22 protein-coding genes and 3 tRNA genes are annotated in these 21,129 nt (G+C 44.7%); 21 read left to right on the top strand and 4 right to left on the bottom strand.

The features are described from left to right. Nucleotides 1-3: 3 nt before the first annotated feature. Nucleotides 4-1,134, top strand: a complete 1,131-nt coding sequence (locus VNM22_16815; GenBank protein ID HWP48818.1) for a prephenate dehydrogenase — start codon at nt 4-6, stop codon at nt 1,132-1,134. A 28-nt stretch (nt 1,135-1,162) separates the two neighbouring features. Here VNM22_16815 and VNM22_16810 read toward each other — a convergent pair whose 3' ends face one another. Together VNM22_16810 and VNM22_16805 are read right to left on the bottom strand one after the other, a co-directional pair. Further along, a complete protein-coding gene (locus VNM22_16810) occupies nt 1,163-1,996 on the bottom strand; it encodes a zf-HC2 domain-containing protein (GenBank protein HWP48817.1) in 834 nt (277 codons plus the stop codon). A gap of 32 nt (nt 1,997-2,028) precedes the next feature. Continuing rightward, nucleotides 2,029-2,568: a sigma-70 family RNA polymerase sigma factor gene (locus VNM22_16805; protein HWP48816.1), complete on the bottom strand. Its 540-nt coding sequence runs from the start codon at nt 2,566-2,568 to the stop codon at nt 2,029-2,031. Nucleotides 2,569-3,022: 454 nt separating this feature from the next. Here VNM22_16805 and VNM22_16800 point away from each other — a divergent pair, with 454 nt between their 5' ends. The 11 genes from VNM22_16800 (at nt 3,023) to VNM22_16750 (ending at nt 12,122) form a co-directional block, all read left to right on the top strand. Next, nucleotides 3,023-4,237, top strand: a complete 1,215-nt coding sequence (locus VNM22_16800) for a cytochrome c peroxidase (GenBank protein HWP48815.1) — start codon at nt 3,023-3,025, stop codon at nt 4,235-4,237. Between the two features lie 203 nt (nt 4,238-4,440). Beyond that, nucleotides 4,441-4,698, top strand: coding sequence for a glutaredoxin family protein (locus VNM22_16795; GenBank protein HWP48814.1), 258 nt, complete (start codon nt 4,441-4,443; stop codon nt 4,696-4,698). A gap of 2 nt (nt 4,699-4,700) precedes the next feature. Beyond that, nucleotides 4,701-5,441: a cytochrome c biogenesis protein CcdA gene (locus VNM22_16790; GenBank protein HWP48813.1), complete on the top strand. Its 741-nt coding sequence runs from the start codon at nt 4,701-4,703 to the stop codon at nt 5,439-5,441. Nucleotides 5,442-5,535: 94 nt separating this feature from the next. Beyond that, entirely contained in the window at nt 5,536-5,973 is a 438-nt protein-coding gene (locus VNM22_16785; GenBank protein ID HWP48812.1) for a cytochrome c maturation protein CcmE, read from the top strand. Nucleotides 5,974-6,030: 57 nt separating this feature from the next. Further along, entirely contained in the window at nt 6,031-8,046 is a 2,016-nt protein-coding gene (locus VNM22_16780) for a heme lyase CcmF/NrfE family subunit (GenBank protein HWP48811.1), read from the top strand. A gap of 118 nt (nt 8,047-8,164) precedes the next feature. Continuing rightward, nucleotides 8,165-8,725 (top strand): zinc ribbon domain-containing protein, encoded by a 561-nt coding sequence (locus VNM22_16775; protein ID HWP48810.1) that lies wholly within the window; start codon nt 8,165-8,167, stop codon nt 8,723-8,725. A gap of 22 nt (nt 8,726-8,747) precedes the next feature. Beyond that, nucleotides 8,748-9,713: a hypothetical protein gene (locus VNM22_16770; protein ID HWP48809.1), complete on the top strand. Its 966-nt coding sequence runs from the start codon at nt 8,748-8,750 to the stop codon at nt 9,711-9,713. Between the two features lie 7 nt (nt 9,714-9,720). Next, nucleotides 9,721-10,425: a heme ABC exporter ATP-binding protein CcmA gene (ccmA, locus tag VNM22_16765; protein ID HWP48808.1), complete on the top strand. Its 705-nt coding sequence runs from the start codon at nt 9,721-9,723 to the stop codon at nt 10,423-10,425. Nucleotides 10,426-10,573: 148 nt separating this feature from the next. After that, a complete protein-coding gene (locus tag VNM22_16760; protein ID HWP48807.1) occupies nt 10,574-11,248 on the top strand; it encodes a heme exporter protein CcmB in 675 nt (224 codons plus the stop codon). A gap of 4 nt (nt 11,249-11,252) precedes the next feature. Then, nucleotides 11,253-11,963 (top strand): cytochrome c biogenesis protein CcsA, encoded by a 711-nt coding sequence (gene ccsA, locus VNM22_16755; protein ID HWP48806.1) that lies wholly within the window; start codon nt 11,253-11,255, stop codon nt 11,961-11,963. Nucleotides 11,964-11,975: 12 nt separating this feature from the next. Beyond that, nucleotides 11,976-12,122 carry a CcmD family protein gene (locus VNM22_16750; protein HWP48805.1) on the top strand — a complete coding sequence of 49 codons (147 nt, stop codon included), beginning with the start codon at nt 11,976-11,978 and terminating at the stop codon, nt 12,120-12,122. 14 nt (nt 12,123-12,136) lie between these two features. Here the strand turns inward: VNM22_16750 and VNM22_16745 are convergent, their stop codons facing one another. Beyond that, entirely contained in the window at nt 12,137-12,805 is a 669-nt protein-coding gene (locus tag VNM22_16745; GenBank protein HWP48804.1) for an MgtC/SapB family protein, read from the bottom strand. Nucleotides 12,806-12,881: 76 nt separating this feature from the next. Further along, entirely contained in the window at nt 12,882-14,174 is a 1,293-nt protein-coding gene (gene asnS, locus VNM22_16740) for an asparagine--tRNA ligase (protein ID HWP48803.1), read from the bottom strand. 255 nt (nt 14,175-14,429) lie between these two features. On the opposite strand from asnS, the gene upp reads away from it, so the two are divergent. From upp to VNM22_16695, 9 genes are all read left to right on the top strand, one after another. Continuing rightward, nucleotides 14,430-15,053, top strand: a complete 624-nt coding sequence (upp, locus tag VNM22_16735; GenBank protein HWP48802.1) for a uracil phosphoribosyltransferase — start codon at nt 14,430-14,432, stop codon at nt 15,051-15,053. Nucleotides 15,054-15,307: 254 nt separating this feature from the next. Further along, nucleotides 15,308-15,383 (top strand) — tRNA-Gly (locus VNM22_16730). A gap of 23 nt (nt 15,384-15,406) precedes the next feature. After that, nucleotides 15,407-15,480 (top strand) — tRNA-Cys (locus VNM22_16725). A gap of 54 nt (nt 15,481-15,534) precedes the next feature. Beyond that, a tRNA-Leu gene (locus VNM22_16720) sits at nt 15,535-15,619 on the top strand. Between the two features lie 380 nt (nt 15,620-15,999). Beyond that, complete coding sequence (locus VNM22_16715) at nt 16,000-17,847, top strand: methanol/ethanol family PQQ-dependent dehydrogenase (GenBank protein ID HWP48801.1); 1,848 nt, start codon at nt 16,000-16,002, stop codon at nt 17,845-17,847. A 126-nt stretch (nt 17,848-17,973) separates the two neighbouring features. Continuing rightward, the gene (locus VNM22_16710) at nt 17,974-18,828 is read left to right on the top strand and encodes a substrate-binding domain-containing protein (GenBank protein HWP48800.1); all 855 of its coding nucleotides are present in this window, start codon (nt 17,974-17,976) and stop codon (nt 18,826-18,828) included. Beyond that, a complete protein-coding gene (locus VNM22_16705; GenBank protein HWP48799.1) occupies nt 18,825-19,808 on the top strand; it encodes a c-type cytochrome in 984 nt (327 codons plus the stop codon). The genes VNM22_16710 and VNM22_16705 overlap by 4 nt, the downstream gene beginning before the upstream one ends. A 276-nt stretch (nt 19,809-20,084) precedes the next feature. After that, a complete protein-coding gene (locus VNM22_16700) occupies nt 20,085-20,495 on the top strand; it encodes a hypothetical protein (GenBank protein HWP48798.1) in 411 nt (136 codons plus the stop codon). Further along, the gene (locus VNM22_16695; protein HWP48797.1) at nt 20,485-21,075 is read left to right on the top strand and encodes a uracil-DNA glycosylase; all 591 of its coding nucleotides are present in this window, start codon (nt 20,485-20,487) and stop codon (nt 21,073-21,075) included. The genes VNM22_16700 and VNM22_16695 overlap by 11 nt, the downstream gene beginning before the upstream one ends. Nucleotides 21,076-21,129 lie beyond the last annotated feature (54 nt).

Genomic DNA, 21,129 nt, shown 5'->3' with positions numbered 1-21,129 from the left:
ACCATGTTAGTTGAAAAAGTTACCATTATTGGAGTTGGCTTGTTAGGAGGTTCTCTGGCTGCTTCCTTGAAGCGCACGGGCTGCGCCGGTGAAATCACCGGCGTGGATACCCCGGAAGTCTTAGCAAAGGCTTTAGAGATGGGAATTATAGATAAAACCTATCAAAGCCCCGAAGAGGGGGTTCGAGGAGCCGATATGGTCGTTTTGGCGACCCCTATCTCTGCTATTCTAACCCTTATTCCTCGCCTTGCCTCTCATTTTAAACCGGGGGCCCTGGTAACCGATGTGGGAAGTACTAAGGTCGAGATTATCAAAACGGCTCAAAAATATCTTCCTGAAACCGTCTGCTTTATAGGCGGTCATCCCATGACCGGTTCTGAGCGGAGTGGGGTTACTTCGGCAGATTCCTTCCTTTTTGAAAACGCGGTGTATGTACTGACTCCCCTGCAAACCCATCATCAACAAATACCTGCGCCTGAAAGCCTGTCGGAACCTTCTTTGCCGGAGTTTACGATTCTTTGCAAGATTGTTAAAAAAATCGGAGGACGTGTTTTGGTACTGGATCCTGTAAGCCATGATGAAATTGTCGCCGCGGTGAGTCACCTTCCATACCTTTTATCGGTATCCTTGGTCAATTTAATTGCCGATTTGCAGGCAAAGCATCCGGATTTACTCCAACTAGCGGCAGGGGGATTCCGAGATCTGACCCGGGTCGCTTCGGGTTCTCCTAAAATGTGGGTGGATATTTGTCAATCCAATAAATCTCAGATCCTGCCACTTCTAGACCTTCTTATCCAAAATCTTCAAACCCTCAAAAACCTTATTTCCGAAGAAAGTGTTCTTTCTAAACTTGAAAGGGCGCGACAGGTTCGCAATACCATTCCTTACAGCAATAAAGGACTTTTGGAACCTCTCCATGAGATACGTTTGGTGGCCAAGGATGAACCCGGCGTCCTGGCCACCTTAACCCGGGTCATTGCAGAAGCGGGAATCAATATCAGTGATATGGAAATTCTCAAAATCCGGGAGGGGGAAGGCGGAACTATACGACTCGCTTTCCGATTAAGGTCGGACGCCTTACAAGCCGTAGAGTTATTGAAACACGCGGGTTTTAATGCAAGACTCCAGGATTAAATTTTAAGCGTCTGGCCCCCTTCAGAGGTTATCTGAATTTTAAACCTTCAAATTTATGCTGATCCTGCCCTCCAGAATGGCAAACTACACAAGAGGCCTGGCCGTGCTCTTCAAAATCAGACACGAGGGCATAGGTTAATCCTTTATCGGACCAGGTAAGGACTTTCCAACCGTTAATCACATCAAAATGGAACAAAAGTCCTTGCCAGGGAATTTTCTCCCCCCCGGCAGGTTGTGCAATAGTTTCCGAAGTAACAACTAAAGAAATGGGACGATTGTGCAAACGATAGACCACATGGGCTGCATAATCTTGCTTGAAACCAATCAGTCGGGCACCGACGATTTCATAAGGCTTGGACTGATTCAAATCTTCAGGATAATTAGGTAATTTCAGGTTAAAAGGTAATTTACCGGCAAACCACGTGGAAATTTCTTCTGGAGAGCTACTGATCACTTCCAATGGAAGTTGATTACGGGTATATCGCTGGTGAGTATCCACCGCAACGAGAGCAAATTCAGAAGGTCGTACCAACGGGATATGGGTTGGACGAGCAATAAACCAGGCCAGTATCAGGCCCAGAACAACCACGATAGCCACAAAGACTCTCCGGGTACGAGAGGAAAATCTTTTCGAAATGGGTTGATGATTTTGCAGGATCTGCTCAATCTTCTCCCTTAACCCTTCTGGTGTAGAATATAAAGGACGTGCCTGATGAATTGCCAAAATCAGTCGGCGTTCATACTCTAAAGCTGCCCAGCAACTGGCACAGGCGTTGATGTGCGCTTCAAACAGACGTTGTTCGTCTCCCTGTAATTCGTTATCCAGGTAAAGTGGAATTTGATAAATAACGTGTTCGTTCACAGCTCTCCTACTTCCCACAAAGATCCATCGGCCTATTTGTTCAACCGACGGCGTAATTCAGCTCTGGCACGATTGATACGTGACATGACCGTTCCAACCGGACAACCTAAAATCTCAGCTATCTGGCTATAACTGAATCCCTCCATACAACGCAAGACAATGACCTCACGAAAGGCCTCAGGTAAACTTTCCAAAGCGATTCGAATATTTTCCCGTAGTAGTCCTTGCTCAAATATTGTATCCGGGCGCTGTTGATTTTTGGCCGTCCATTCACTCTCTGATTCCAGACCCTCTATATCTATTCCAAGAAGCAATTCTGACCCCTGAGCACGCCGCCGTTGATTGATCCAAATATTACGCAGGATCGTGAATAACCAGGCTTTTAGATCCCCGGTGGGCATGGAGCGACGTGCTCCCTTGATGGCTCGTAAATACGTTTCCTGTACTAAATCTTCAGCCTCCACCGGGTTTCGTGCTAAGGACATGGCATAACCATAGAGTGCCTCCACATACTCAAGAATGGCTTGCTCGATGCTTTTCTGCCCCTCCTTGTCCTCACCCTGCCCGATCATTATCGTCCTTTTCGCGGTGCTTTGAGAACCTATTCCGATACGGGTGCTTGATGAAGCATGGCAATGAGTACAACTTTATGCTCCTTCTACCATTCCGGTTAAATATGAGAACTCGCATTAACCAGATTTGATAGATATCTGTCTTAAAGTAAAGACTGCTAAACTTAATATTGAATCATTCATTCAATGAAACAAGCCTCAAGGCCAGTCCGCAAATAAAAAATTTATTAACTCTTCCTTTTTATAAGCCTTTTTATAAGGAATCACAATCTAGCAGGGCAAGTTATTCCCCAGGATAAAAAATTTTTTTATTAAGGAATAAAAAAACCGATAGGACGGTGATAACTTAAAAGTAAGAATTACAGAAATAAATTAAATAAAAAAACGGATGGTAAAACTAATATAATCTAACCGTACCGGTCCTGCAAGCCTAAGTATGAAGAAGTATTATACCATGAGAAAACCCCCTCTCCCAAGGACCATACCGGTGGTTATCGCGGCTACGGTGATGGGTTTGGGATTTTTTGTAACTTACCCAGCAAGCTTCCTATTATTTTCTACCTATGCAGCCACCCCTGAGCCAGTCAGAAAGTTTCAGATGGAATTCCCTCTGGGTATTCCAGAAGACCTCTGGGAGTTGTTTATTCCAGAAGATAATCCTCTGACCGAAGCCAAAGTTGCCTTGGGAAAAGCTCTTTATTTTGATAAGCGATTATCTGTGGATCGAACTGTGAGTTGCGGGACCTGTCACGATCCTAAAGCCGCTTTCACAGATGGAAAACCTGTGTCTGAAGGGGTTGGTGGAAAAAAAGGCACACGCAATGCCCCAACCATTTTAAATGCCCTATTTAACCCTGAGCAATTCCGGGATGGAAGGGCGAAATCTTTAGAAGATCAGATTAAACAGCCTCTCATCAATCCCGTTGAAATGGCTATGCCATCCTATGAGGCTGTAGTCGATGTGGTCCAACAAATCCCTTCTTATCGGGAGCAATTTCAACTGGTCTTCAAAAGCCCGGTCACAATTGATCTTATTGCAAAAGCTATTGCAGCCTTTGAGCGTACCCAGCTTTCAGGGGATTCACCCTTTGACCGATTTATCGATGGAGATAAAACAGCTATTAGTGAAGCAGCTCGACGAGGTTGGGAATTATTCCAGAAAAAAGCCCGTTGCCATATCTGTCACGAGTTCAAAGATTCTTCCCCTTTCTTCACCGACTTCAAGTATCATAACATCGGTATCGGCAGGAAAGCCACCCCAAACTTCGAGTACCTGGTCCAACAAGTTCGGGTATTGGCCGAAAGTGGACAATTAACCGAAGAAAAACTGAACCGATTATCTCTTACAGAAGGATTTTCTGAACTGGGTCGATTTTTAGTTACCCATCAACCTCAGGATCTGGGAGCTTTCAAGACCCCGTCCCTACGTGATATCGAGTTAACAGCCCCTTACATGCACAATGGAGGTCTTAAGACCTTACGGGAAGTTATTGATTTCTACAATAAAGGAGGCGAACCCAATTCCAATTTAGATAAGGATATTGTCAGGCTCGATCTCAGCGATCAAGAAATAAGCGATCTAGAGGCGTTTTTAAAAACGTTAACGAGCGACCGGGTGCGAAGGCTGACTCGGGGAGAGGAAACCTTGGTCGATACGCCCCACAAATAAAACTCATAGATGGCTTCAGGGGTAGACAGATGAAAAGAACTCTACAACCCATACTATTAAAGCAGAGCCTGGAAACAAAGTAAGGGAGGGGAGCAAAAATGCCAGGGTTTCTATAAAATGGCAGGGCTAAAGAAAAATTCCTTGACGCTTTATAGAAATTTGATAGACTTTAAGGTGGAATTTAAAGAGGTTGTAAATTATTTATGGTAAAAGTGACCATTTATACAAAGAAGGATTGTTGTCTTTGTGAGACGGCTAAGGAAGTTATCAAAAAAGTTCAAGCCGATTATCCCACAATGGAAATTTATGAAGTGGATGTAACCTCCGATACAGATTTGTATCAAAGATTTCAATATGAAATTCCCGTAGTTTTCATTGAAAACGAAAAAGCTTTTAGATATAAGGTGAGTGAAAAGCTTTTACGTAAAAAATTGAATCGAATTCTGCAAAGGGGAGTCTGAGTATGGGTGGAGAGATTTCCGTACTGGCCGCTTTTATAGGCGGGCTGATTTCTTTTATATCTCCTTGCGTTCTCCCATTAGTTCCGGCCTATATAGCGTTTACCTCAGGAGTTTCCATAGATGAAATGCGAAACTCCAGGGACCGTAAAAAGATCTTAAAAAAAACAGTTATTAGCTCCTTTACCTTTGTTTTCGGCTTTTCCCTTGTATTCATTTTATTAGGTGCTACCGCCACGGCCCTTGGGCAGCTTGTTTTTTCCCAAATGAACATTTTGAGCAAAATAGCCGGTCTTATCGTGATTGTTTTTGGATTGCATTTGATAGGCTTATTTAAATTAAAATTCTTAAATTATGAGAAAAGATTTCATCCAACGGGTAGAAAAAGACCCCGGCTTGTACGTTCCTTTTTATTGGGATTGGCCTTTGCTTTTGGTTGGACACCTTGCATTGGTCCCATCTTAGGAACTATTTTGTTTTTAGCCGGAGGGCAAGAAACAGTATTAAAGGGGATTGTTCTTCTTTCTGTCTATTCCCTGGGACTTGGACTCCCCTTTATTTTGACGGCTATAGGAACCAGTGCTTTCATGGATTTTTTCAATAAGATTAAGCGGTATTTTACGGTGGTAGAGGTGTTTAGTGGAAGCTTTTTAATCCTCGTAGGATATCTCATCTTTACCAATCAATTCACTCTGTTGGCCAGTAAACTGGCAGAATGGTTTCCCTGGTTGTTAAAACTGGGCTAAAGGTATTGGCCACAAAGACATTGAGACCCTAAGGCTTACTAAAATTTGTGGTAAGCGCTTTTTTAAACTTCATGTCTTGGTGGCTGAATGGTTCATGAAAAAGAAAAAATTAAAATTTGTAATCGGAGGTAGTGTGATCGCCCTGGCTATTACCTATATGGTCTTTGCAGGCGCCCGTAATAACATGGTTTACTATATGACGGTGGATGAGTTGATGGCTAAAGGTAAGTCTTTCCATGGGGAAGGCGTTCGAGTGGCCGGTAAGGTAGTTCCGGCATCCATTGTCAAGGGCCCGCAACCCACAGAGGTAAAATTTAACGTCAAAGACAAGGATGGAACCGGTATACTCCCCGTCTATTACAAAGGAATCATACCGGATATGTTCAAAGATGACGCAGATGTCATCATAGAAGGTCGCTATGATGCCGATGGCACTTTTCACGCAAAAACCCTCATGACGGCTTGTCCTTCCAAATATGTGCCTGAGGATAAGCAGCAGTATATATCCAAAGAACAATTAAAGTCTTATTAGGAGAAGTCAGAAGTCAGAAGGAAAGTTCTGAATTCTAACTTTTAACTCCTGCTATTCATGGCCGATATAGGATATATTACCTTATGGATCGCCTTCGGGCTTTGTATATATGTGCCGGTGATTTCTGTTCTGGGGGCTCGCACCCGGAGAAATCATTTTATATTAAGTGCCGAAAAGGGTATTCAGGCCGCTTTTGGGGTTTTAACCCTGGCGTCGTTTTGTTTAATCTATTCTCTAATCACCGACAATTTTCAACTCCGGTATGTCGCAGAACATTCTAATCGCGCCATGCCGCTCTTTTATAAAATAACTGCCTGGTGGGGTGGACAGGAGGGTTCTCTCTTATTCTGGGTTTGGATCTTATCGGTATTTTCGGCCATTGTGGTGGCCCAAAATCGTTATAAGAATCGGGAACTTATGCCGTACGTGTATTCGGTTCTGATGTCAACGGCCCTATTCTTTTTAGTTCTGATCCTTTTTGCTGCAAATCCCTTTGCAGTACTACCTCCCTCCAGGGTTCCTGCAGATGGGGCCGGGTTAAATCCACTCCTTCAAAATCCCTACATGATCATTCATCCTCCTAACCTGTATTTGGGATATGTCGGATTTACAGTACCCTTTGCTTTTGCCATTGCAGCCCTTATCACAGGACGATTGGATAGTACCTGGATCAAGAGTACACGTCGGTGGACCATCTTCCCCTGGTACTTCCTGGGTGTAGGTATTCTGCTGGGGGCTCATTGGGCCTATCTTGAACTGGGATGGGGGGGTTATTGGGCCTGGGATCCGGTAGAAAATGCCTCACTTATGCCCTGGTTGACGGGAACAGCCTTCCTCCATTCGGTCATGATCCAGGAAAAGAAAGATATGCTGAAGGTCTGGAACGTTTCACTGATTATTTTGACCTTCATGCTTTCCATCTTTGGAACTTTTTTAACTCGAAGTGGGGTGGTTTCCTCTGTACACGCCTTTGCCCAATCTTCCCTTGGATATTACTTTTTGGTTTTTTTAACCCTTGTCCTGGTCTTTTCCGTTTTCTGGATTGTTAAACGGTGGGAATTGTTAAAGAGCAGAAATGAATTGGACTCTTTTATCTCTCGGGAAAGTATTTTCCTGCTCAATAATCTGATCTTCGTAGGAATCGCCTTCACCGTACTGTGGGGAACCATGTTTCCAACTCTCTCTGAAGCCATCCAGGGAACCCGAATAACTGTTGGGCCTCCCTTTTTCAATCAAGTTAACGTCCCAATCGGACTTTTAATGCTCCTTTTAACCGGCATAGGCCCCTTGATTCCCTGGCGTAAGGCCTCCTGGCAACATTTAAAGCGAAGCTTTATGTATCCTACCTTCGGAGCCTTGCTGGGTGGTGTCCTTTTGTTTCTATCAGGAGTCCACCACCTCAAGGCCCTACTCGCTTTTGTTATCGCCATGTTTGTAGCCGGGACCATCCTCCTCGAGTATATCCGGGGTACTCTGGCCAGGCGAGAAATGACCGGAGAAGATTATTTGACCGCTTTTTTCACCTTAATTTCTAAAAATCGCAGGCGCTATGGGGGCTATATTGTCCATCTCGGCATTGTATTGATCTTTGTGGGTATTGCAGGTTCTTCCGCTTTCCAGATAGAAAAGGAAGTGGTCATGAAACCAGGAGAATCTGCGATTATCGGGGATTACCGAATTAAATACCAGGGAATTTCCTTTAAAAGTGATCCCAATAAAACCGTTGCCTCTGCCGATCTCCTCGTTTATCGCCAGGGAGAGAAAATTTCCGGTCTGGTTCCCGAAAAACATCGTTATCTGCGGGGCGATCAAATGGTTACCACCGAGGTAGCCATCTATTCAACCCTGAAGGAAGACCTTTATACGGTTCTCGGAGCCATCGAGGAAGATAATACGGCGGTGTTTAAATTCATAATTAACCCTATGGTTCTCTGGATCTGGGTCGGCGGGTTTCTCTTTATGACGCTGGGAACCTTTGTTATTACCCTTCCAACCCTGGAAGAGCTTAAAGAACGTGAACGTGCCATGCAACCGGAATGGAGGGTAGGATCAAAAGTATGGAGTCGAGCTTAGTGGTCATGCTGTAAATACCTACTCCCAGAGGATGAATGCCCTGTGGCGGCAGGTTTTAGACCTGCCAAAATTTTTTAAACTAGACTCAAGTTAAACTTTTAACAGGATATAAAATAACATGTTAAGTGCCTTTATTGTAATTCTTCTTTCGGTGGGGGTTATTTGTTATGTGACCTATCCCTTGATTTTTAAACGGGAAGAAAAACCTTCCTGGATCGATTCATCTTCCACGACCAGTTATTCCCTTCGAGAGCTCCAACGTAAAAAAGAAAATCTCTATTTAGCCATTAAAGAACTCGATTTTGATTATAAAATGGGTAAATTATCAGAAGGGGATTATCAACAACTCCGGCAGCAACTGAAGGTCGATGCAACCCTTGTCCTCCAACAAATCGATGAGCTGGAGAAAAATCAATACGGCGAAAGCCTGGAAGATCAAATCGAGAAGGAAATCCTGGCTTTTCGCAAAAAGAAAAAGGCTCGAAGTCAAATCCATGCTTCTTCAGGGACATTGGAAGTAAAATGTCCTAATTGCCATAAATTACTGGCCGCTCAAGATAAATTCTGTTCAGAATGTGGAACCCGTGTTCAATTTAGTTGCCAGAGTTGTGGGCAAACTTATATGGCTACTTATAAGTTTTGTCCCAATTGTGGAAACAAGTTAGTTTCAAGTTTATAAAAGGGGAGGAGTTCTTAGAGAATTGAAAAAATTCATTTATCTTGGATATTTTGGACTCTACATCTGGTTAGCTCTTTTTTCACTTACGGGTGTTCAAGCCGCAGAATCGAAAACTACAACCAGCGATGAAACCATCACGGTATCCGGACAACATGTAGTGCTGCGTATTCTGGGAGACATGATTCGGATCACCGAGGTTCTTATCCTGGATAATAGAAGTGAAGCAACTCTGGTGAGTACTGGAGGAAGCAAGGTATTAAGTTTTAACCTTCCAGAGGGTTTCTTTGCACCTCAATTTCTCGAAGAAATGGCCGATGCAGTATCGGTCACCGATCGAGGATTTGATTATAATAAACCGGTAGCTCCAGGTGAGTTAAAGTTGGCCGTATCTTACCATGTGAAGATTTCATCTTTCCCTTATACCCTCTCGATCAGAATCAGTTATCCTACCAAACTTCTGGATGTTTTTATAGCAGATTCGGATACCCAGGTAGAAAGTCCCCAATTGGTTGCGCAACCTCCTGTGCAAATGGGAGATCAGCTATTTCGTCGATATGCCGGAGAAAATTTTGATAAAGGGGTCGTTATTCCGGTTAAGTTAATTCCGGGAAGTGGAAAAGGGCAACCGGGTTCCGGACTTCCCGACTCAAATGCTAGCAGAATAGTCCCATTACCTCCCGAGGAACAACAGGATAATCAGCGTCAGAGCTTGATCGTTTCGGTCCTTGTAAGTATTCTGATAGTAGGTGGGATTTTATCGGTATATGTTAAAAACCGATTGGGCAAAAATAAGAGAAAATCAGGATCTCCCAGGAATCCCAGGCTTTCTTTAAAACAAGAGCGGGAAGAATTGATCAGGATTATTGCAGAGCTGGATGATCGGTTTGAGGCCGGAGATATAGCCGAGGAGAATTATCATAAGGAGCGGGCCCGCAAGAAGAAAAAGCTCATTGAATTGACCCGTACCTTATTAGAAATGGAGAAGTAGGGGCACATTGGTTTATATCCAGAACCTGACCAAATCCTTTGGAAATTTTAAGGCTTTAAAAGGAATAAACTTAAAGCTGGAGAAAGGCCAATTTCTTACCATTTTTGGACCCAACGGAGCCGGCAAAACCACCCTTATCAAAATCCTCTCCACACTCATGAAACCTACCTCCGGAGTGATAAAAATCGCAGGCTTAGATCCCCGGGAAGATGGGGAGTCCGTTCGAAAACAAATAGGAGTAATCTCCCATAGTACCTACCTTTATCCGAATCTGACGGCCTATGAAAACTTAAAGTTCTATGGGAAGATGTATGACCTTCAAAATCTGCCGACAACCATCGAGCGGGTTCTGGAAGATGTAGGCTTAAAGGACCGTATGCACGATCTGGTAAGAACTTACTCCCGAGGCATGCAGCAGCGGTTATCCATTGCTAGGGCCATTCTCCATGATCCCGCCGTGATGTTTCTGGATGAACCTTACACCGGATTAGATCTCCATGCCGCTGAGATGCTCCGCGATCTCTTGCAGACCGTTCACACCCGGGAAAGGACCGTTATCATGACTACCCATAGTATCTCTCAAGGACTCGAAGTATCGGATATGGTGGGTATTCTGGTCAGGGGAAAATTGGTTTATCTAGAACCGATTCAGAAAATAGATACCCAGGATTTCGGGAAAACCTACTTTTACTGGGTTGAACAAGCTCGATAACGGAAGGTGATGAAAGGGTGAGGGGGTGGGAGTGTGGAAGTAGGGGAGTGAAAGTATGTGAAGGTATAGGAGAATTTACCTTCATACTTCCATACTCCCATACTCCCGCACCCTCACACTCCCATAGCTCTTTAGGAATAAAATTTTCATGGGTTTCTTTCAGAAGGTTTGGTTCATTACCTGGAAAGATGTAAAGGCTGAGTGGCGAACCCGGGAGATCTTTTCTTCCACGTTTATCTTTACGCTGTTGGTTATCGTTATCTTTAACTTCGCCCTCGACCCGGGTGCAGATCCTCAGACGACTCTTCCAGGAGCGTTATGGATTGCCTTCACCTTTGCAGGAGTACTTGGATTAAATCGGTCTTTTATCCTGGAGCGAGAAAATGAAGCTTTCCAGGGATTACTTCTGTGCCCAGTTGACCGGGGTGTTATCTATCTGGGTAAAATGTTGGGAAGCCTTTTATTCATGAGTGTTGTGGAGCTGATAGCGCTTCCTATCTTTATGGTTTTTTTCAATCTGAACCTGTTGAGCTTGCTTCCCGGGCTAGGTCTGGTTATTTTACTGAGCACCCTTGGATTCATTTCGGTAGGGACCTTATTTTCAGCTATGTCTATTCATACCAAAACCCGAGAGGTGATGCTTCCGGTCTTACTGTTTCCTGTGGTAGTTCCTGTTATAATCGGAGCGGTTAAGGCAACAGACCGAATTTTAGCTCAGAAACCTCTATCCGACATCACCTCCTGGCTCCATTTATTGATAGCCTTTGATATCATTTTTTTAGTAGCTTCTTTTCTTACTTTCGAGTTTGTTGTAGAGGAGTAAGTAAATGAAATCAACGCCTCGATATACGCCGGTGGATCTCCTGGGTTGGGCGACCTTTCTTACCATGACGGTGGGTCTTTATCTCATTTTTATGTATGCCCCAACCGAACAGAAAATGGGAATCGTTCAGCGTATTTTTTACTTTCATTTGCCGTCGGCTTGGACTTCTTTTCTAGCTTTTTTTGTGGTGGCCGTTTCAAGTTCCCTCTATCTCTGGCGACGGGAACGGAAATGGGACCGTATTGCTTATGCTTCCGCAGAAATTGGGGTTGTTTTCTGCTCTCTGGTTTTATTAACCGGTCCCATTTGGGCGAGACCGGTCTGGAATGTCTGGTGGACCTGGGATCCCCGGTTAACTACCACCCTTATCCTCTGGCTGATGTATGTGGCCTATTTGATGTTACGTTCGAGCAGCGAGAGTTCCAAGACCTCTCGATTTACCGCCGTATTTGGAATTCTGGCTTTTCTGGATGTACCCTTGGTCTATATGTCTACCCGCTGGTGGCGGACGATTCATCCCAAACCGGTGATTGGAGGGGAACCCGGGTCCTCCGGTTTAGCTCTTGAGATGGCTTTAACCTTAATGGTTTGCCTGTTAGCTTTTACACTGTTTTATATTTACCTCATGGCTCAAAGGATCTCCCTGGAGAAGCTCAAGGATGAAATCGAAGAAATTAAACAAAACGTTGAGACCCTCAAGGAGAGATCTAACTGAGAAGAAGGAGCAATGGATAAATTTCCTTTTCTTTTTGCAGGATATACCGTGGTTTGGGTTGTCTTATTTGGGTATGTGTATAGCCTGGCTCGAAGGCAGAAAAAACTGTGGGAAGAACTTCGATCTCTAAAAGAGAACCTTCCAGAAGAGGAGGACTAACCGGGAGGGGTTTTTTAACGAATCTCCAACTCTGAGATCCTCCCCAGGGCGAGGAGTTCATCGGAGAAATGGGAAATTTGTCGTTCCTCGAGTAATCGCATTTCGATCTGAACATTTAAAAGTCCATTGGGATTCCTGTTAATTTTCAAGGTATTGATATGAATCTTATGCTTACGCAGGATTTCCTCTACCTTCGGTATCAAGTTGGGACGGTCTTCTGCGGTGAAGATTAAAATTTTGTTTCCTTTACTTCCGAATAAATCCTTTTCCACTCTGCTCATGGCACTCAGGGCAATAATTATAATGACCGTAGCAATGGAACCCCCGAAATAAAATCCACTTCCAATGGCCAGGCCTATTCCGGCCATAGTCCAGAGACTCGTAGCGGTTGTCAATCCTTTAACAGAGACTCCCAATCTGAGGATGGCTCCTGCCCCCAGAAAACCTATACCACTCACGACCTGGGCCGCAATCCGGGCCGGATCTGGATAAGGAGGCCCGTTCACATAGGCGGTATGGGCGACGTGGATGGAAACCATCATAGCCAGAGTAGAACCCAAACATAAAATCATATGGGTTCGAAACCCGGCAGGTTGATGGCGTCGCTCTCTTTCTAAGCCTACAATTCCACCGAGAATAGCTGCTAAAATCAACCTGAGAACGATTTCCGCATGGGAAGGCAAGGTTATCAGGCAGTGGGCAATAGGTAATGGCCTTTAAGGCTTCGGTCCATTACCCACCGCTCATTGCTTATTCAGTTTAAGGGGTGATTCTTTCCATAAGCCTGGGGAAGGGAATGGTTTCTCTGACGTGATGTAATCCACAGATCCAGGCGACCGTTCGTTCAATTCCAAGTCCAAATCCAGCATGGGGGACCGATCCATAACGGCGTAAATCCAAGTACCATTTAAAAGCTTCCATGGGAAGGTTATGCTCTCGAATCTTTTGCTCCAACGTTTTCAGATCATCTTCCCGCTGCCCTCCACCGATGATCTCTCCATAGCCTTCCGGTGCCAAGACATCTACACACAGAGCCAGTCTCGGATCTTGCGGATCTGCTTTCATATAAAACGCCTTACATTGAAGAGGGTATCGATGGACCAGGACGGGTTTTTCAAATTCCTTGGATAGCACCGTTTCTTCATCTCCTCCAAAATCATCCCCCCAGGTCATAGCCATACCTTTTTTATTTAAAATCTCAACAGCTTCCGTATAGGTAATCCTCGGGAAGGGTTTCTCGATTTTTTCCAGCGCAGAAATATCTCGCTCCAGGGTTTCCAACTCCCGTCGTTTATTTTTAAGAACCTGTTTGACAATATGTTCAAGCAAACTTTCTGCCAGATCCATATCATCATTGAGATCGTAATAGGCCATTTCCGGCTCTACCATCCAGAACTCTGTAAGATGCCGTCGGGTTTTGGATTTTTCTGCACGGAATGTGGGGCCGAAACAGTACACCCGGCCAAATGCCATGGCAGCAGCTTCCATATAGAGTTGTCCACTCTGCGTCAGGTAAGCCTTTTCTCCGAAATAATCCGTCTCAAATAAGGTGGTCGTCCCCTCACAGGCGGCCGGGGTAAAAATGGGCGCATCAATCAGGATAAATCCGTTATCATCCAGATAGGATCGACAAGCCTTAATAATCTCACTTCGGATTCGCAGAATCGCATGTTGCCGGGTGGAACGAAGCCATAAATGCCGATGTTCCATCAGAAAAGCGACCCCATGCTCCTTGGGGGTGATGGGATAGTCCTCCGCCATCTGAACAACCTTTAAGTCCTTTACCCCTATCTCATAACCGATGGGGGATCGTTTATCCGCCCGGACCACTCCCTGGATAATGATGGAGGACTCCTGGGTAATTTTATCTGCTAAATTGAATATTTCTTCCGGAACATCCCCCTTAAAGACAACACACTGGATAATTCCGGTTCCATCCCTTAACTGTAAAAAGTGGAGTTTTCCGCTCGAACGCTTATTATAAAGCCATCCCTTGAGGATTACTTCTTGACCTTCGTATTTGGCAATATCTGAAACGTAAACATGTTCCATAGGATTGAATCCTTAATCTAAAAACCAAACATTCCCATGAATATAAAAGGCTGAAAAGCCGGTTCTTATGTAATAAAATATAATACCTCCTGGAACCTATAAACCACCCTAAGCAAGTAAAAAAACAAATTCTAAAAAATAGAGGTCAGCTTAGAGTTTTGTTAAAATCGAGGTTTCTCCTTGACTCGGAGAGGCATTTTATACTAAGAGTTTAAAAGAACTTTATTTGTTAGACAACATTTTTTCATGGTTTCTATGGAAAAACTTACCAAAGTTTCACATCCGTTGGTTGAACATTCCTTGACGATCTTACGAAATAAACACACGACTACGACCGAGTTTCGTCGGCATGCCAGCATCATCTCAAAGATTCTGTTGGTTGAGGCGACAAAACAATTGAAAGTAATCCCGGAACCTATAGAGACGCCGCTGGCTCCTATGGAGGGGAAAAAGCTTCAGGAAGAGGTGGTGGTTGTGCCCGTACTTCGAGCGGGTCTTGCCATGCTTTTTGCCATTCAAGACTTTCTGCCGGCCATGTTAGTAGGATTCATGGGGCTTGAACGCGATGAGAAGACAGCCCAGGCACGGGAATATTACCAGAAACTTCCCAAACTCTTTGCGTCGCATCAGGTGATCGTGTTGGATCCGATGCTGGCTACGGGAGGGTCGCTTGATGAAACAGTAGCTGTCCTTAAAGAGAAAGGAGCCCGGCAAATCACCTTGGTTTGTATTGTAGCAGCCCGGGAAGGAATTGATCGTATCCAAAAGCACTATCCAGATGTATCTATTGTAACGGCAGCCATTGATGATCACCTCAATGCCCAGAAGTTTATCGTACCGGGTTTGGGTGATTTTGGGGATCGATACTTCGGAACTTGAAAGGAAAAAAATGCGTAGGGAACAAGGTTGATTACAAGGCCCTGTTACAGGGAGCTATCGAAGAAGTCCGGCAAGGACGGGCGGAGGGGGGAGTATACCCTTCGGGGCTGCCCTCTTTGATAACCAGGGAAGGCCTCTTGGATAGGGATCTGGCCGCCGGGTGCACTTTCATTTTTCGTTTGATTTTCAATTGACAAAGCCATTTTCATCTTGTAATTTATTCCTGTGAGTTTTAGATTAAAGATAGATATGGTGCGGGAATAGCTCAGCTGGTAGAGCATCGCCTTGCCAAGGCGAGTGTCGCGGGTTCGAATCCCGTTTCCCGCTCCATTTTTTTTGCTCTTTTTGATTTCGGCGGGATAGCCAAGTGGTCTAAGGCGACGGTCTGCAAAACCGTTATTCACGGGTTCAAATCCCGTTCCCGCCTTAAATAGTACCGGATGATGGGTAAAAGCCTTTCAGTCGGTACTTTACTTCCCTTGCCGGGGTGGCGGAATTGGTAGACGCAGGGGACTTAAAATCCCCCGGGCCTAAAACCCGTGCCGGTTCGAGTCCGGCCCTCGGCATCTCTTGTCTTTAGCTTTCTTTTATCCTCCAAAACAGCATTTTTTGTCTTGACAGTTTTGAATTGTATCTTATTATAAAATTGCGTTCCTTAGAAGTTGTTCTACAAAAATCGGTTTCTTTTGACCAATTAATCCTAATTAATTCCGGGTCCTAACCTAATAAAAGAAAGTTTAGGAAGTTGAAGTGGGTTTTCTAGCCAGATGATGTAAATCCTTTCTAAGAAAGGAGGTGGATCATAGCACAAATTTCTTTTGAAGGGTAAAGAGTCAAGGTATCTTTCGGGTAAGATGCTACATACTCTATCAGATAAGGGTGAAAGCAAGGTTATGATCCTGCAAAGGTCGGGGTTCATAGTCCTTAATCTGAAGAAGGAGGGATTATGAGTATGGTAAAACGGTTATGGGTTATATTAGTGGTAGCATGGGTGTTATTACCTAGTTTGGTGTATGGGAGTGAAGAGCTTATCAAGATGTCCCAGGATGAAAAGCAATGGGTAATGCCGGCCAGAGACTATGCCAACACCCGTTTCAGTCCCCTGAAGCAGATTACCACTGAAAACGTTAAAAATCTAAGGGTTGCCTGGACATTTTCCACAGGGGTCTTAAGAGGACATGAAGGTGCCCCGCTGGTCATTGGGGATACCATGTATGTTCACACCGCTTTTCCAAATCATGTCTATGCTCTGGACTTAACCAAGGAAGGAGCGCCCATCAAATGGAAATATACTCCGACTCAAGACCCGGCGGTAATCCCGATTGCCTGCTGTGATGTTGTAAATCGGGGGCTAGCCTATGGGCACGGGATGATTTTCTTGAATACCCTCGATGCGACTACGGTGGCTCTGGATGCAAAGACCGGAAAGGAGATTTGGCGGGTCCAGCAGGGTGATTTCAAGAAAGGAATGACGATGACCGGAGCTCCCCTCGTCATTAAGAACGTCGTCATTAGCGGGATCAGCGGAGGTGAATTTGGAGTCCGTGGTTTTGTAACCGCCAATGATGTGGCTACCGGTCGACAGGTTTGGCGTGCTTACAGCGCAGGTCCCGATTCTGATGTGTTGATCGGTCCCGATTTTGTTGCCCCTTATCCAGATCATCAAGGTAAAGATCTGGGTGTAACAACCTGGCAAGGGGATGAGTGGAAACGGGGAGGCGGTACCACCTGGGGTTGGTATTCCTATGATCCCGAGTTGAACCTTTTATACTACAGCACCGGGAATCCTGGGACCTGGAATCCGGATCAGCGACCGGGTGATAACAAGTGGTCCATGACGATTTTCGCCCGCAATCCAGATACCGGTATGGCCAAATGGGCTTATCAGATGACCCCCCATGATGCCTGGGATTATGATGGAGTAAACGAAAATATCCTTGCCGATCTTAAAATCGGGGATAAGACCGTTAAGGCGCTGATGCATTTTGATCGTAATGGATTTGGATATACCATTGATCGTACCAACGGTAAACTGATTGTAGCAAAACCCTATGGACCGGTTAACTGGGCCAAAGGTATAGACTTGAATACCGGTCGACCTATCGAAGATCCTGCTAAGAGGACCAGCTCGAAAGGCAATACCAAGGATATCTGTCCTGCAGCTATTGGATTCAAAGATCAACAACCTGCCGCTTACTCACCCCAGACAGGTCTTGTCTATGTTCCTACCAATAATATCTGTATGGACTATGAAGGGGTTGAGGTTAAATATTCAGAGGGCCAACCCTATGTGGGAGCCATTGTGCGTATGTATCCTGGACCAGGGGGTCACCGAGGTGCTTTGATAGCCTGGGATCCCACCAAGGGTGAAAAGGTCTGGGAAATTAAAGAGAACCTGGCAGCTTATGGAGGTGCTTTGGTTACTGCCGGGGATGTCGTTTTCTATGGTACTATGGAAGGCTGGTTAAAAGCGGTTAATGCAAAGACCGGTGAGGTTCTCTGGAAATTCAAAACTCCATCCGGTATCATCGGTAACCCCATGACCTATGTAGGTCCTGACGGTAAACAGTACGTTGCTATCCTCTCCGGGGTCGGTGGATGGGCCGGAATTGGAATTGCTGCTGGAATAGGTGCAGAAGATCCTACGGCAGGATTAGGAGCTCTGGGAGCCTTCGGAGATGTAGATAAGGTAACAACACTGGGTGGGGTGTTAACCGTATTCTCGCTGCCGGATACACAAACCGCTTCAGCTCAGCCGGCACAAGCTCAACCCGCTGAGGAGAAGAAACAATAAGGTAAAAATTATTTTTCCTGCTACGTATTGTAGGATGAACTTTCAAAATTCATCCTACAATATGTCAGATCATCACCTCGCTTCGGCGGGGTGATGGCGTTTTTGGAAGTGGAGAAGTTGTTTAAATTGAAAACTAAAAATAAAAAAAAGTTAAACCCTGTAGGGATACTCATGGTGGTTATTTTGTTACCTTTATTAGCGCCAAAGGCATGGACCGTAGAAGAATGGATAAATCAGAACCTGCAGGGTCCGGCAAAGGGTGGATTTCGGGTTTGCGCCGATCCAGATAACCTACCTTATTCCAACCAAAAATTGGAGGGATTTGAAAATAAAATTGCCGAATTGATGGCAAAAGAACTAGGCGAATCGCCGACTTATTATTGGTGGCCCCAACGACGCGGATTTATCAGAACCACCCTGGGAACCAAAATGTGTGATATCGTTATGGGAATCCCCAAAGGGTATGATCCAGTCCTCTGGACCAAGCCTTATTATCGCACCAGTTATGTAATTGCCTATCCAAAAAATAAAGGTTTCCAGATTAAATCTCTGGATGATCCGATTCTCAAGGAGGTTAAAATCGGCGTTTACGTTAATACCCCACCTCATATCGCGCTGAGTGAACGAGGAATTACCAAAAACGTGGTGGGCTATGAAGTGTTTTATGACCCCCAGGAGAATTATCCGGGAAAGATTATCGACGATCTAGCCGCCGGTAAACTGGATGTAGCCATTGTATGGGGCGCTATTGCAGGTTATTTTGCAAAAAAACAACCCATACCTATCGAAATAGTCCCACTCCTGGATGGGGGCCCCGATAGCCAACCCTTTGTTTATGATATTTCCATAGGGGTTAGAAAGTCAGATAAAGAATTGAAAGCAAAATTAGAAGAGATACTCGATAAGAAAAAAACTGAGATCCGAAAAATTCTAGAGGATTACGGTGTTCCACTTATTGATGGAAAGGAGAATACACAATGACAGGTAAACGAGCAGCCGATCAAGGTTCCACATGTCCCTTTGAAAGGGTATATCCGGCAATGCCACAAAACATCCTGATTCTTACAACGATTGTTTGGATTTTAGGATTTTTCATCGGCCAGTTCCAACCTATTCCAGAAGCTGCTGCCCAGCAGGCTAAAGAATCTTCTCCAGAACTCTATCAGAAGATCTATACCGGATGGAAGTTTTGGCATGTTTACTGCTACCGATGCCATGGGGTGGATGCCCTGGGGAGTTTTCTGGCACCGAATTTGAGGGAATCTGTTAAAGTACTGACCGATGAGGAGTTTTTCAAAACCGTTAAAGAGGGGAGAGTCCCGAAGGGAATGCCCGCCTGGGCAACGTTATTAGATGATGAAAAAATTCGGGATGTCTATCTTTACGTAAGGGCCAGATCTGAAGGAATTCTTCCCCCGGGAAGGCCCGATGAAACTCAATGGGATATACCTAAGAATTGGCCCCAAGGACATGTGGCAACCAAAACCTCTGGAGCCGCAGGTATCGCTCCAGCCCCTGAAACCCCCGCTGTGAAGGGAGACCCGGCTGCCGGAGAAAAAATATTCTTCGATACCCAGATCCTGGGAGCTGAGGCTTGTGCCAATTGCCATATCGCTAAGGAAAAGGGCGGTGAAGTGGGACCTGTTCTTTCTAAAATAGGTCGCCGATCTCCGGACTATATTCGTGAATCTATTTTAAAACCCAGTGCCGTCATCGTATCCGGTTTCGAGACCACGGTTATTACAACCAAAGACGGACGAAATATAACCGGAATTAAGAAAGCTGAAGACGATTCTTCGGTGGAATTGGCAACGGCAGATGGAAAACTTCAGGCAATTCCCAAAGGCGAAATCCAACAAACGATCATATCCAAAACCTCGTTGATGCCAAATAATTACTCTGAATTGTTGAACGAACAGCAGTTGAACGACCTTCTGGCCTATCTCCTGACATTAAGATAGGAAAGAATCCAGATTGCCTGGGGATGAGTTTTAGTAAAGATAGCCCAAGGGTTGTAGGAAACTGTTTCCTAGGTAGATAGAGACTCTTATACTTCGAGTCCAAGAGAAAGAAACCCGTTTTCTTTAGGAAAACGGGTTTTTGTTTTTATCAATAAAAAGGTTCTTAATCCAGCATAAGCTTCCCCAGGATAAGTTGTGGCATTTCACTTGCATACTTACAAAAAAGTTATAAAGAAGAAATGAAACGTGATATAATCTTAAACAAAAGGTATTGGTATGAACGAATTGATCTTAATCTTGCTTTCATCGATCAAACTATTAGGCGGGTATCCTATTCCTGAGCAACTCCCCATAGTCCATCTGGTTCCCCATGCGGTTCTGGAGGAAAAGGCCTGTCATAAGCCTTGTCAAATTCTGGGATGGTTTTCATTGGAAACCAATGAAATTTATCTCGATGATACTTTAGATCTAAAGGGAAGTGTTTTGGCGCGTAGCGTCTTGCTCCACGAGCTTGTGCATTATGTTCAGCAGGTAAGTGGGAAATTCGATGGGAAAAGCGATTGTGAAAGCTGGACCCTGCGAGAGAAAGAAGCTTATGGGATCCAGAATCGGTGGTTGTTCGAGCAAGGTTCGGTAACCCTTAATCTTATGATGCTTAACTTAGGAGCTTGTTTACATGGCCGATAGAGATTTATTCAATTTACCTGTGCAAGAGTTTACTTCCCTTTCGGAGCTTGAAGACCATATTAAAAAGTTTCGGTGTTCCCGTTGCAGTCATGCCCGGGTAGTTTTTGGAGATGGTAATCCTCAAGCTAAACTGGTCTTTATCGGAGAAGCTCCTGGAGAAGAAGAAGATCGACAGGGGATTCCTTTTGTTGGTAAGTCTGGAATGCTTTTGAATAAGATGCTGCAATCCATCAACTTAACCAGAAAGGAAGTTTATATTTGCAATGCGATTAAGTGCCGACCACCCAATAATAAAACCCCTACCCAGGCCGAAATAAATGCCTGTAATCCGTTTTTGGTTGCGCAACTTAAACTCCTCAAGCCAAAGATTATCTGTACGCTTGGATCTCCAGCCTTAAAGGCTTTACTGGGGATAAAGGAAAGCATCACCAAAATCCGAGGAAAATGGCTTAAATATGAAGCCCTGGATGCTGACGTGTTACCAACTTTTCATCCGGCTTACTTGCTCAGGGATCCCTCTAAAAAACGGGAAGCCTGGGAAGATTTTCAGAGACTGGCCCAAAAATATAGATCTATCTAACTCAACCCTGTTAAATTACCGAAAAAGTACCGGCAGGACAGTCTATTTGTAGCC

The sequence above is a fragment of the Candidatus Limnocylindrales bacterium genome, assembly GCA_035559535.1.
In the GTDB taxonomy this organism is placed as follows: Bacteria; Moduliflexota; Moduliflexia; order Moduliflexales; family JAUQPW01; genus JAUQPW01.
The sequence above is the reverse complement of the archived record's forward strand: the minus strand, read 5'-3'. Positions and strand labels throughout refer to the sequence as shown.

What these genes read in the sequence shown, in the direction of transcription:
- VNM22_16795 (HWP48814.1), top strand. Translation starts at nt 4,441, where the DNA reads ATGGTAAAAGTGACCATTTATACAAAGAAGGATTGTTGTCTTTGTGAG.
- VNM22_16780 (HWP48811.1), top strand. Translation starts at nt 6,031, where the DNA reads ATGGCCGATATAGGATATATTACCTTATGGATCGCCTTCGGGCTTTGT.
- VNM22_16790 (HWP48813.1), top strand. Translation starts at nt 4,701, where the DNA reads ATGGGTGGAGAGATTTCCGTACTGGCCGCTTTTATAGGCGGGCTGATT.
- VNM22_16800 (HWP48815.1), top strand. Translation starts at nt 3,023, where the DNA reads ATGAGAAAACCCCCTCTCCCAAGGACCATACCGGTGGTTATCGCGGCT.
- VNM22_16775 (HWP48810.1), top strand. Translation starts at nt 8,165, where the DNA reads ATGTTAAGTGCCTTTATTGTAATTCTTCTTTCGGTGGGGGTTATTTGT.
- ccsA (HWP48806.1), top strand. Translation starts at nt 11,253, where the DNA reads ATGAAATCAACGCCTCGATATACGCCGGTGGATCTCCTGGGTTGGGCG.
- VNM22_16705 (HWP48799.1), top strand. Translation starts at nt 18,825, where the DNA reads ATGACAGGTAAACGAGCAGCCGATCAAGGTTCCACATGTCCCTTTGAA.
- VNM22_16695 (HWP48797.1), top strand. Translation starts at nt 20,485, where the DNA reads ATGGCCGATAGAGATTTATTCAATTTACCTGTGCAAGAGTTTACTTCC.
- VNM22_16760 (HWP48807.1), top strand. Translation starts at nt 10,574, where the DNA reads ATGGGTTTCTTTCAGAAGGTTTGGTTCATTACCTGGAAAGATGTAAAG.
- VNM22_16700 (HWP48798.1), top strand. Translation starts at nt 20,085, where the DNA reads ATGAACGAATTGATCTTAATCTTGCTTTCATCGATCAAACTATTAGGC.
- VNM22_16715 (HWP48801.1), top strand. Translation starts at nt 16,000, where the DNA reads ATGAGTATGGTAAAACGGTTATGGGTTATATTAGTGGTAGCATGGGTG.
- VNM22_16785 (HWP48812.1), top strand. Translation starts at nt 5,536, where the DNA reads ATGAAAAAGAAAAAATTAAAATTTGTAATCGGAGGTAGTGTGATCGCC.
- VNM22_16805 (HWP48816.1), bottom strand. Translation starts at nt 2,568, where the DNA reads ATGATCGGGCAGGGTGAGGACAAGGAGGGGCAGAAAAGCATCGAGCAA.
- asnS (HWP48803.1), bottom strand. Translation starts at nt 14,174, where the DNA reads ATGGAACATGTTTACGTTTCAGATATTGCCAAATACGAAGGTCAAGAA.
- VNM22_16750 (HWP48805.1), top strand. Translation starts at nt 11,976, where the DNA reads ATGGATAAATTTCCTTTTCTTTTTGCAGGATATACCGTGGTTTGGGTT.
- upp (HWP48802.1), top strand. Translation starts at nt 14,430, where the DNA reads ATGGAAAAACTTACCAAAGTTTCACATCCGTTGGTTGAACATTCCTTG.
- VNM22_16815 (HWP48818.1), top strand. Translation starts at nt 4, where the DNA reads ATGTTAGTTGAAAAAGTTACCATTATTGGAGTTGGCTTGTTAGGAGGT.